Annotated in this window: 9 protein-coding genes; 6 read left to right on the top strand and 3 right to left on the bottom strand. The window is 53.2% G+C overall.

The annotated features are described in order from the left end of the window. Positions 1-40 precede the first annotated feature (40 nt). Entirely contained in the window at positions 41-1,543 is a 1,503-nt protein-coding gene (gene proP / locus C2U53_RS12155) for a glycine betaine/L-proline transporter ProP (RefSeq protein ID WP_042321219.1), read from the bottom strand. A 701-nt stretch (positions 1,544-2,244) separates the two neighbouring features. Here proP and kdgT point away from each other — a divergent pair. Continuing rightward, on the top strand, positions 2,245-3,243 hold the full coding sequence (gene kdgT / locus C2U53_RS12150) for a 2-keto-3-deoxygluconate transporter (protein WP_042999090.1): 999 nt from the start codon (positions 2,245-2,247) through the stop codon (positions 3,241-3,243). Between the two features lie 17 nt (positions 3,244-3,260). Here the strand turns inward: kdgT and C2U53_RS12145 are convergent, their stop codons facing one another. Together C2U53_RS12145 and crfC are read right to left on the bottom strand one after the other, a co-directional pair. After that, entirely contained in the window at positions 3,261-4,151 is an 891-nt protein-coding gene (locus tag C2U53_RS12145) for a diguanylate cyclase regulator RdcB family protein (protein WP_104445953.1), read from the bottom strand. Then, positions 4,148-6,502: a clamp-binding protein CrfC gene (gene crfC / locus C2U53_RS12140; protein ID WP_042999088.1), complete on the bottom strand. Its 2,355-nt coding sequence runs from the start codon at positions 6,500-6,502 to the stop codon at positions 4,148-4,150. Before crfC ends, C2U53_RS12145 begins: the two co-directional genes overlap by 4 nt. A gap of 528 nt (positions 6,503-7,030) precedes the next feature. Here crfC and C2U53_RS12135 point away from each other — a divergent pair. The 5 genes from C2U53_RS12135 to phnE all read left to right on the top strand — a co-directional run bounded on the left by C2U53_RS12135 (position 7,031) and on the right by phnE (position 10,856). Beyond that, the gene (locus C2U53_RS12135) at positions 7,031-7,366 is read left to right on the top strand and encodes a zinc ribbon domain-containing protein YjdM (RefSeq protein WP_042999087.1); all 336 of its coding nucleotides are present in this window, start codon (positions 7,031-7,033) and stop codon (positions 7,364-7,366) included. Positions 7,367-7,447: 81 nt separating this feature from the next. Next, positions 7,448-7,894, top strand: coding sequence for a VOC family metalloprotein YjdN (gene yjdN / locus C2U53_RS12130; RefSeq protein ID WP_042999086.1), 447 nt, complete (start codon positions 7,448-7,450; stop codon positions 7,892-7,894). Between the two features lie 132 nt (positions 7,895-8,026). Further along, complete coding sequence (phnC, locus tag C2U53_RS12125) at positions 8,027-8,815, top strand: phosphonate ABC transporter ATP-binding protein (protein ID WP_058587236.1); 789 nt, start codon at positions 8,027-8,029, stop codon at positions 8,813-8,815. A 148-nt stretch (positions 8,816-8,963) separates the two neighbouring features. Next, entirely contained in the window at positions 8,964-9,980 is a 1,017-nt protein-coding gene (gene phnD, locus C2U53_RS12115) for a phosphonate ABC transporter substrate-binding protein (protein ID WP_042999084.1), read from the top strand. Positions 9,981-10,076: 96 nt separating this feature from the next. Then, positions 10,077-10,856, top strand: coding sequence for a phosphonate ABC transporter, permease protein PhnE (gene phnE, locus C2U53_RS12110; protein WP_042999083.1), 780 nt, complete (start codon positions 10,077-10,079; stop codon positions 10,854-10,856). Positions 10,857-10,873: the final 17 nt, after the last annotated feature.

The following is a 10,873-nucleotide window of genomic DNA, read 5'->3' as shown; positions in this document are numbered from 1 at the left end:
GGAAGAGAGTGTGCCAGTCAGAGATTAAGCAAACCTTAATTTACTCGTCAATTCGCGGATGCTGCTGCACCAGGCGCGTACGCTTCGCCTGCAGGTCCGCAATCTCCTGATCGATATCCTCAATTTTCTGCTCGATATTATCGTAGTGTTCACCGAGAATTTCTTTCGCTTCCTGAATATCCGAGGCGGCGGGCGTTGCCCCTTTCAGCGGCTGATTCGCGGTCTCTTTCATGGTGATACCGGTAATGAAACCAATCACCGCAATCACCATCAGGTAGTAAGCAGGCATCATCAGATTCTGCGAGCTTTCCACCAGCCAGGCCGCCAGCGTTGGCGTCAGACCGGCAATCAGTACCGAAATATTAAATGCCGCCGCCAGCGCACTGTAACGAATATGTGTCGGGAACATGGCTGGCAGTGAAGACGCCATGACCCCGGTGAAGCAGTTGAGGATCACCGCCAGCATCAGCAGACCGGCAAAAATCAGGCCGATAATATTACTGTTAATCAGAATAAAGGCCGGGATTGCCAGGGCAAACAGCGCGATGCTACCCATGATCACGAATGGACGACGACCAAAACGGTCACTCAGTAGTCCCATCACCGGCTGGACAAACAGCATCCCGATCATAATGGCGATGATAATCAGCACGCCGTGATCTTCAGAGTAATGCAGGTTATGCGACAGATAGCTCGGCATATAGGTCAACAGCATGTAGTAGGTGACGTTGGTAGCAATCACCAGGCCAATACAGGCCAACAGGCTGCGCCAGTGCTTAGTGGCGATCTCTTTAAAGGACACTTTTGGTCCGTCCTGCAAGCCTTCGCGGTCGCCCTGTTCCAGCTTATCGACGTGCTGCTGGAACGCCGGGGTCTCTTCCAGTGCATGACGCAGATAGAGTCCGATAATCCCTAACGGCAGGGCGATAAAGAACGGAATACGCCAGCCCCATTCCAGGAAGTTCTCTTCTCCGACCACCGTCGAGATCAGGACGACCACACCCGCCCCCAGCACGAACCCGGCAATGGAGCCGAAGTCCAGCCAGCTTCCCATAAAGCCGCGTTTACGGTCCGGGGAATATTCGGCCACAAAAATAGACGCGCCGGTGTACTCACCGCCGACGGAGAAGCCCTGCGCCATCTTACACAGCAGCAGCAGGATGGGTGCCCAAATGCCTATCGAGGCGTAGGACGGTATCAGACCGATACAGAAGGTACTGATCGACATAATCACGATGGTGATGGCAAGAATCTTCTGGCGACCATATTTATCGCCGAGCATACCGAAGAACAAACCACCGAGCGGACGAATCAGAAAGGGAACAGAGAAAGTAGCAAGGGCGGCAATCATCTGCACGCTGGGGTCAGCCCCCGGGAAGAACACTTTACCTAATGCGTAAGCAACAAAACCATAAACCCCAAAATCAAACCACTCCATCGCATTACCCAACGAAGCAGCGGTAATCGCCTTTCGCAATTTACCGTCATCGATAATCGTGACATCACGAAGCGTAATCGGTTTTACTTTTTTCCTTTTCAGCATAGCTGTCCTCGTAGACTAAGCCCTGTCTCGCGGCATATCGACTGCACTGGCGCACTGGGCGCAACGTCACCGTCGAGCGCGGGGTTGCTCAGACGCAACTCCTGTAACAAGCGTAGCAGGTTTACTTACACGGACTGGTTAAGGTCTGTACAACCGAACCTGTTGACGCCTGATTTGGGCGGTTAATGAGCTATCTACCCTACCAGTGTTTAAAATTGTGATCAACTTCACATATATGTTTAGGTTTCGTCAACGGAGGTAAATAAGGTGATCCTGAGTCTCTTTTTTTAAAGCACAGAGTTGTTCTTTTTTACGTTTTCGACCTCTATTTTGTTGTGCTTGCTTCATAAAAAGTCACTGCAGTTATTATTATTCTGCCAGGCAATTCCCTCTCATTTTTCACAACTTCTTTACGGTAATTTTAAATATTCAGATCGCGCGGGAATGTTTACATTGATTATGTGACAAAGATAACTAAAACAGCGTTTCGTTTTGATTGAATCAACATTCCAATGAATGCAAGATAATAGTCGTTGCAATACCACCGGGAAGCGAAAAACGCCGATACACGGTGCAATCGCTACGTAGAACATAAAGAGAATGTAGGTTTCCCTGCCTTCTTTTCAGATACAACCTTCTGAATTTTAATATTTTTTTGCCACCTTACCCGTATGTTCCACGGGCAAGAAGTGAGGACATTTATGAGAATTAAAGCCACCATTGAACGCATCCCTGGTGGGATGATGTTGATTCCATTGCTGCTGGGTGCGGTTGTAAATACCCTGGCACCGAATACCGGTGCTTATTTTGGTTCCTTTACAAAAGGCATGATTACCGGCACGGTACCGATTCTTGCTGTGTGGTTCTTCTGTATTGGTGCATCAATTGATTTACGCGCAACCGGTACGGTTCTGCGTAAATCCGGCACGCTGGTCATTACCAAAATTGCCGTAGCGTGGGTAGTGGCAATGATTGCCGCCTCGTTTATTCCGGATACCGGTATTCAGACCGGTTTCTTTGCCGGTCTTTCCGTACTGGCGATTGTTTCCGCGATGGATATGACCAACGGCGGTCTGTATGCCAGCCTGATGAACCAGTACGGTACGAAAGAAGAGTCCGGCGCGTTCGTTCTGATGTCGCTGGAATCCGGTCCGCTGATGACAATGGTGATTCTGGGCGCTGCGGGTCTGGGCTCCTTTGAACCGCATCACTTTATCGGCGCAGTACTGCCGTTCCTGATCGGCTTCACGCTGGGCAACCTTGACCACGATCTGCGTGCGTTCTTCAGCAAAGCAACGCCGGTACTGATTCCGTTCTTCGGTTTTGCGCTGGGTAACACCATTAACCTGGGTGTGATTGTTGATACCGGTCTGTTGGGCATCCTGCTGGGTGTGGCGGTCATTGTCATCACCGGTATTCCACTGATTATTGCGGACCGTGTGATCGGTGGTGGTAATGGTACTGCAGGTGTCGCGGCGTCCTCTGCGGCAGGTGCCGCCGTTGCCAACCCGGTGATCATCGCGCAAATCAACCCGGCGTTTGAACCGGTTGCCGCCTCCGCGACGGCGCTGGTCGCTGCCAGCGTAGTGGTCACGGCGATTCTGGTGCCGATTATTACCGCGCTCTACGCCAAACGCTTCGCCAGGCTACCGGCTCCTGCTGGTGTGGAAGAAACGACAGCGGAATCCGCACACCACTAATCATCAGCCCTCTCCTCTCAAAACCTGAGGGGAGAGGGTGGAAACACCTCTTCAACCATCGCATCCACCAGTCGCTTTGCCGAACAGAGTCGCGGCATACCCAACGCAACCGGCTGCCAGCGCTGCGTCACAGACCAGCACACCGGATGTTTATCCGCCTCACACCAGTCTCCCAACCAGCTCAGCATGTCGCTGTACTCACCTGAACCGGCGGTCGCGGTGGTACTCAACCACTGATGATAATAGTGACGCGTCGTCGGTGCGGCATTGATACTGTGGGCCAGATAGTTTGTCGCCATCGCCCGGAGATTATCTTTCAGCATCGCCGCCACGTCAGGATTCGCCAGACGACAGGCATCGCCAAACGGTCCCCAACGCAACTCTTCGAGCGCAATAAAACACCGCCCCGGCAGCGACCATCCTTCATACGCCCCCGCCAGCCATCGGGTAAATACCTGTTCACTGTGTTCCCCGGCCTGAACCGTGAGACCACGCTGGCTCAGCGCCTTCTCCTTCCAGGCACTGCGCTGGCTAAACCACTCGCTGAGAGTGGTAAGTTGCTGAACCAGTCCTGGGACGGACGGTCCGCGAGAGAGATCCGTCTGTTGAAGGACCTGCAGTCGCGCAGCGATCCGCGTCAGCGCCAGATGCCCCGGATCGAGCATACCCGCCAGCTTTTCCACCAGCTTCAGGCGCATCATCAGATGCTCGCTGAACATCCCGGCCATCGCCCACGCCCGCAACTGCGTCTGGGACAGAATCTCCTGCGTCAGGCGCTCGCGAAACTGCTGCTGTTGCAATGTGCCGTCAGCCCGTTTCGGTTCTTCTCCCTGAACCAGATCGACCATAAACTTCGGGTGGATACACTCCAGCGTCCGTCCGGGGCCTTCCAGTAACGCGTTTGTCATGTGTGTTCGGCCACAAAAAGGGTTTGAATGTCGTCACGGAGCAGGCGAGAGTCTTCATAAATCCAGGCGGTGGTGGCAATACTGTGCTGCAACTGCTGACTCAGACTCTGAACAGCTGATTCATTCTGCTGACGAACCAGCAAACTCTCGCGCAGGCTCTCCTGTAATCCCGCCAGGCACAATGAGAAATCGGCAAAAAACGTTGCCATACCTGCCGTAACTGAAACATCGACCTGCGCGGCTAAAGCTTTACGAATTTGTTGGCAGAAGTGGCTGACGTACTCCGCCAGACTCTGATGCAGCGCATTAATATCAATCAGATAGCGTGTCTTCGCTTCGACATAATCATTCCAGCCCCAGTTCGGCTGATTCAGCCAACGAGAAAAGGTTTCACGCACCCCACTCACGCGAGGTTCGTCACTTTCGACGCGGTCCTGCTGGGCAATCGCCTCGCTGAATAACTGGCGCGTCGTGAAGTTAAACATGGAGGCGTGAAAGGCCGGAAAGCTGATTCGGGGGCGAAACCCCGCATGACTCAACTCCTCTTTCACCCGCATTTCGATAGGGCGCATCGCCTCATTCAGTGACCGGCTGAGCGTGGCTTCCAGTTGTTCAAAACGCATCGCCAGGTCGCGGCTGATGTTTTCCTGCGCCGCCAGCAGGACGCCCTCACAGGTGGAACGTAGTTTACTGAGGATCACCTGCGCCTGCGCTTCGTCATGCAGCACCAACACCTCTCCGTCAAGCTCCGCCTGCGGCAGCGGCGACCAGCTATCGCCACACGACAATTTCAGGATCTGTTCACGGCTGAAAAAGGTCCCGATGTTGCGCAAGATCGTGGCCTGCTGCTGGTTGAGAAAGTCGTTGGCCGACGTCAGCGCCAGCCCGACCTCATGGCGGATCTCGTCGCTGACGCTGTCCTGGCTCACTTTCAGTTGCTGCATGTCCGCTTCCAGACGCATGATATTTTGCTGCAGCGTGTCAAAGGCCACCGTCAGACAGTGATAGCGGAAATCCAGATATTCGCGGGCGCTGTGGGCGTAATTCAGCAATTTATGCGAGGCGGAACGCAGCGCATACAGCGACGCATTGGCATAGGCGGCATGAATTAAGGTCTGAATCGGCTGTTCAAACAACGAATCTTCCCACAGCAAATCCGCCGCATGACGCAGGTGTTCGATATCATCCAGATCGGCGCTTCGCCAGCGCCGACCGAGCGCGGCTTCAGCAAAGTCCTGTACCCAGCGCTGCTCTTCGTGATCCGGGAGATGACCGTGGTTTGCCAGCTCATGGCGTGCCCGATTGGCCAGATAACCCCACATCGAGGAGACCGGATAAATCTGCGCCGGGTTAATACAACCCTTCATCAGGGTACCGGAAATCAACGCCCTCACCTGTTCTTCATCATCGCTGTTGCGATCTTTCTGGTCGAATTTATTCACCAACGCATACAACGGCACCGATTTTCCTACTGCGGCAATGGCCTGACGCACCTCTTCATCGGAAATCGATTTCAACTGCGTATAGTCCATCACCGCCAGAACGGCGGAGGCGCGAGCCAGTTGCTCATTGAGCATTTTTTGCAGATGCGGCTGCCCGGCTTCATTTGGCCCGGGTGTGTCCAGTAACGTCAGTTGACCCGGATAGTTCTCCAGCCCCGCCAGGTGCACAAACTCCACCTCAATCACCGGAATATGTTCAATCGCCGCATAGGCAGAAAAGGGAAAATCGACCTCCAGCGCTTTCGACAGGCGCACCAAATCGTTAAGACTTTTCAGGCAGTGAAAGATCGGCTGTGCACCAAGATAATGGCGCTCAAACGCTTCCCCTCTTTCGATGCGCTGCATGAGGCCGTTCATGTCTTTATCAATTTCCAGCACCTGCGTCAGATTCTGCCGATCGCAGGCGCGCATGCTCTCTTGCAGGGTCTTCATCAGCGCATCGATGGGCGCAACGTGGGAAAAATGCAGCACCGGTTCTTTCTGACCAGGCGTATGGCGAATGAGTGTCGGCAGCGCGGTCATTGGACGGTTGCGATTGGGCAGCACCTCCGTGCCGACAATGGCATTGATCGTCGTCGATTTTCCCGCTTTCATGGTGCCGACGATCGCCAGCACCATTTCCAGTCGCGAGATTTTTCGCAACTCATTGTTCAGCGTGGCCTGCTGGGCCTCGACACCCCGGGTACTGAAATGCATGGGCTGAACGTTGAGATCGTCCTCACTCTTTAATGATGAAGTGCTCTCCAGAGTGGCCGTTGGCATTTTTTTTACGGTCTTAAGATGCTCTAAAGAGAGCATCAGCAAGCGTTCCGCTTCCTGGCTCAATTCATATATTGTCTGTGTGTACATAAAAAATGTTTCCTTAACGCAAATTTTTATTGCTTTTATTTAGCCGTTTCGTTTATTAGTGAATTCTCGGCTTTAATAATTACGTATGGAAAAAAGAATTTATTAATTAATCTATTGATATCAATGAATTTATTATTTTAATTGCTATTTTTTGAATAACACTCAGTGGCATAAGAAAGTAAAAAATCGTAGTTCAGATTTATAAAAACCCAGGCCAATTTTGGTTAATTTCACCTACCAGAAATAAGGGGCAAGGTGAGGTAAACGAACCCTAAGTAAAACTCGCTCAGCCAATTAGTTAGAATATTTCTCGTCACCTTATCTCAAATAACAAACGGTAGCAATTTCCCTTAAAAATAATAGCGCTTTTTTTCTGTCTGGCAGACAGGTTAGGTCACAGTACGGTATTTACCTTAAAAACAGAGTAGTCCCGACAACGTTAAGGATTTTGTGTATAATTGCGTCCTTTTTCGGCAATCTGCCATTTTTTGGGCGCTTTTGCCCTTGCTGACTTTTGAGGAAATCGACATGTCATTACCCCACTGCCCACAATGCAACTCCGAATACACTTACGAAGATAACGGCATGTACATCTGCCCGGAATGCGCCCATGAATGGAACGATGCAGAACCAGCGCATGACAGCGACGAACTGATCGTTAAAGATGCCAACGGCAATCTGCTGGCTGACGGCGACAGCGTCACCGTCGTGAAAGATCTGAAAGTCAAAGGCAGCTCTTCAATGCTGAAAATCGGCACGAAAGTAAAAAACATTCGTCTGGTGGAAGGCGACCACAACATCGATTGCAAAATTGATGGCTTTGGTCCGATGAAGCTGAAATCAGAATTCGTGAAAAAGAACTGATGTAAATTGCCCGGTGGCGCTTCGCTTACCGGGCCTGCGATAACTACACTTAACTGGCTTCTCTTACCTGAGGTAAAGATTATGTCGTTAAGTCCCTACATCTCTTTTGCCGGAAACTGTGCCGACGCCATCGCGTACTATCAAAAGACGCTGGGTGCAGAACTCCTTTATAAAATCAGCTTCGGTGAAATGCCCAAACCGGCGCAGGACAGCGAAGACGGATGCCCGTCCGGAATGACATTCCCCGATACCGCTATCGCTCATGCCAACGTGCGCATTGCCGATAGCGACATCATGATGAGCGATAGCATTCCCACAGGAAACGCTCACTATTCAGGTTTCACGCTGGTCCTCGACACGCAAAATGTCAACGAAGGGAAGCAATGGTTTGACAATCTCGCCGCAGAGGGTCAAATCGAAATGGACTGGCAGGAAACCTTCTGGGCGCATGGCTTTGGCAAAGTCAGCGATCGCTACGGCGTACCGTGGATGATCAACGTCGTCAAACAACCCCAGCCAACCGAGTAACCTCACGGGAGGCATGCCTCCCGTTCTGTCATCAAACTCACCTTAACTCTTCATCGGCAGGTAACGTCCCCTTAACCCAAACGTCATATTGATCCGCCACGATAGGGCCACTTTTTTTAGAGAGGCCGCATCATGGAAACGATCATTCGCGTCGAAAAACTCTCCAAAACGTTCAATCAGCATCAGGCGCTGCATGCGGTTGATCTGAACATCTGTGCCGGTGAAATGGTCGCTCTGCTGGGGCCGTCGGGTTCCGGCAAATCCACCCTTTTACGTCATCTGAGCGGTTTGATTACCGGCGATAAATCAGCAGGTAGCCGCGTCGAACTCCTCGGTCGCACCGTTCAATACGAAGGTCGACTGGCGCGCGATATCCGCAAAAGCCGCACGCATACCGGTTACATCTTCCAACAGTTCAATCTGGTGAATCGCCTGACAGTGCTGGAGAACGTGCTGATTGGCGCGCTCGGCAGCACGCCGTTCTGGCGCACCTGTTTTAGCTGGTTTAGCGCAGCGCAGAAACAGCGCGCGCTCCAGGCACTGACCCGCGTCGGGATGGCGCACTTTGCGTACCAGCGCGTCTCTACGCTCTCCGGCGGTCAGCAGCAGCGCGTGGCCATTGCCCGGGCGCTGATGCAGCAGGCCAAAGTGATCCTCGCCGACGAGCCGATTGCCTCACTGGACCCGGAATCCGCGCGCATCGTGATGGACACCCTGCGCGACATCAACCAGACCGACGGTATTACCGTCGTCGTCACGCTGCATCAGGTGGATTACGCCCTGCGCTACTGCGAACGGATTGTCGCGTTGCGTCAGGGACACGTTTTCTACGACGGCAGCAGCCAGCTCTTTGATAACGAAAGATTTGACCATCTCTACCGCAGCATGAACCGCGTCGAACAGAACGCGCAGGCTGCTTAATTCAAAAAGACCAGGCGTTATTGACGCAGACAGACTGGAGGCGGCCAGCGCGGAAAAACGGAGCGTACACATAGTACGTGAGGATGTTTAGCACTGCCCGAACTCAGGCTGGCAAGTGAAATAGCCTGGAACAACGTGAGGATAAAACATGAATTACAAGGCCGTTGCCGCGCTGGCGTTTACCAGCATGTTCAGCGTCAGTACTCTGCTCAGTCCCGCCTTTGCCGAAGAGCAGGAAAAAGCGCTGAACTTTGGCATTATTTCGACCGAATCACAGCAAAACCTGAAACCTCAATGGGATCCGTTCCTGAAGGATATGGAGAAGAAACTGGGCGTGAAAGTGAACGCTTTCTTCGCGCCGGACTACGCCGGGATCATCCAGGGTATGCGCTTTAATAAAGTCGACATCGCCTGGTACGGTAACCTGTCAGCAATGGAAGCCGTGGATCGCGCCAACGGCCAGGTCTTTGCCCAGACCGTCGCCGCCGATGGATCGCCAGGTTACTGGAGCGTGCTGATCGTCAACAAGGACAGCCCGATCAACAACCTCGACGATCTGATCGCCAAACGCAAAGATCTCACCTTTGGTAATGGCGATCCTAACTCTACCTCCGGCTATCTCGTCCCTGGCTATTACGTCTTCGCGAAAAACAATATCGCCGCCAGCGACTTTAAACGCACCGTCAACGCCGGTCATGAAACTAACGCCCTTGCGGTCGCCAACAAGCAGGTGGATGTCGCCACCAACAACACCGAGAACCTCGATAAGCTGAAAACGTCCGCGCCGGACAAGCTGAAAGCGCTGAAGGTTATCTGGAAGTCGCCGCTGATCCCAGGCGATCCGATTGTCTGGCGTAAGAACCTCTCTGAAGCCACCAAGGACAAGGTGTACGACTTCTTCATGAACTACGGCAAAACGCCGGAAGAAAAAACCGTACTGGAACGCCTGGGTTGGGCGCCGTTCCGCGCCTCCAGCGACCTGCAACTGGTGCCGATTCGCCAGCTCGCCCTGTTTAAAGAGATGCAGGGCGTGAAGGACAACAAAGGACTGAACGCTGAAGAGAAGACCAGCAAATCTTCTGCGATTAAAGCGCAACTGGACGATCTTGACCGTCTGACCGCGGCGCTGAGCGCCATGACCAGCGTCACCAAAGCGGTACAGTAAACCTGACGCCCGGTGGCGCTTCGCTTACCGGCCTACAAACGTAGGCCGGATAAGGCGGAGCCGCCATCCGCCAATAACGTACGCACGGAGCTAAACATGCAAACCATCACCGTTGCCCCGCCAAAGCGCAGTTGGTTCTCGCTCGTCAGTTGGGCCATTCTGCTCGCCGTGCTGGTCGTGTCGTGGAAAGGCGCCGAAATGGCCCCGCTCACGCTGATTCAGGATTCCGCCAACATGGCGACGTTTGCCGCCGACTTCTTTCCGCCGGACTTTAGCCAGTGGCAGGACTACCTCGGCGAAATGGCGGTGACCCTGCAAATCGCCGTCTGGGGAACCGCGCTGGCCGTGATCCTCTCCATTCCTTTCGGCCTGATGTGCGCCGACAACCTCGTGCCCTGGTGGATCTACCAGCCGATGCGCCGTCTGATGGATGCCTGCCGCGCCATTAACGAAATGGTGTTTGCGATGCTATTTGTGGTCGCTGTCGGCCTCGGTCCGTTTGCGGGCGTCATGGCGCTGTTTATCCATACCACCGGCGTGCTCTCCAAGCTGCTGTCCGAAGCGGTGGAAGCCATTGAACCCGGTCCGGTTGAAGGCATTCGCGCCACTGGCGCTAACAAAATTGAAGAAATTCTTTACGGTGTACTGCCCCAGGTGATGCCGCTGCTGATCTCCTACTCGCTGTACCGCTTTGAATCCAACGTCCGTTCAGCAACTGTCGTCGGGATGGTGGGCGCAGGCGGCATTGGCGTCACGTTGTGGGAGGCAATTCGCGGTTTCCAGTTCCAGCAAACCTGCGCCCTGATGGTGTTAATCATTGTGACCGTCAGCCTGCTGGATTTTCTCTCCCAGCGTTTACGTAAGCATTTTATCTGATTAGCGAGGCATTGATT

This window comes from Citrobacter sp. CFNIH10 (assembly GCF_002934585.1).
Lineage (GTDB): Bacteria > Pseudomonadota > Gammaproteobacteria > Enterobacterales > Enterobacteriaceae > Citrobacter_A > Citrobacter_A amalonaticus.
The sequence above is the reverse complement of the archived record's forward strand: the minus strand, read 5'-3'. Positions and strand labels throughout refer to the sequence as shown.

What these genes read in the sequence shown, in the direction of transcription:
- proP (WP_042321219.1), bottom strand. Translation starts at nt 1,543, where the DNA reads ATGCTGAAAAGGAAAAAAGTAAAACCGATTACGCTTCGTGATGTCACG.
- kdgT (WP_042999090.1), top strand. Translation starts at nt 2,245, where the DNA reads ATGAGAATTAAAGCCACCATTGAACGCATCCCTGGTGGGATGATGTTG.
- C2U53_RS12145 (WP_104445953.1), bottom strand. Translation starts at nt 4,151, where the DNA reads ATGACAAACGCGTTACTGGAAGGCCCCGGACGGACGCTGGAGTGTATC.
- crfC (WP_042999088.1), bottom strand. Translation starts at nt 6,502, where the DNA reads ATGTACACACAGACAATATATGAATTGAGCCAGGAAGCGGAACGCTTG.
- C2U53_RS12135 (WP_042999087.1), top strand. Translation starts at nt 7,031, where the DNA reads ATGTCATTACCCCACTGCCCACAATGCAACTCCGAATACACTTACGAA.
- yjdN (WP_042999086.1), top strand. Translation starts at nt 7,448, where the DNA reads ATGTCGTTAAGTCCCTACATCTCTTTTGCCGGAAACTGTGCCGACGCC.
- phnC (WP_058587236.1), top strand. Translation starts at nt 8,027, where the DNA reads ATGGAAACGATCATTCGCGTCGAAAAACTCTCCAAAACGTTCAATCAG.
- phnD (WP_042999084.1), top strand. Translation starts at nt 8,964, where the DNA reads ATGAATTACAAGGCCGTTGCCGCGCTGGCGTTTACCAGCATGTTCAGC.
- phnE (WP_042999083.1), top strand. Translation starts at nt 10,077, where the DNA reads ATGCAAACCATCACCGTTGCCCCGCCAAAGCGCAGTTGGTTCTCGCTC.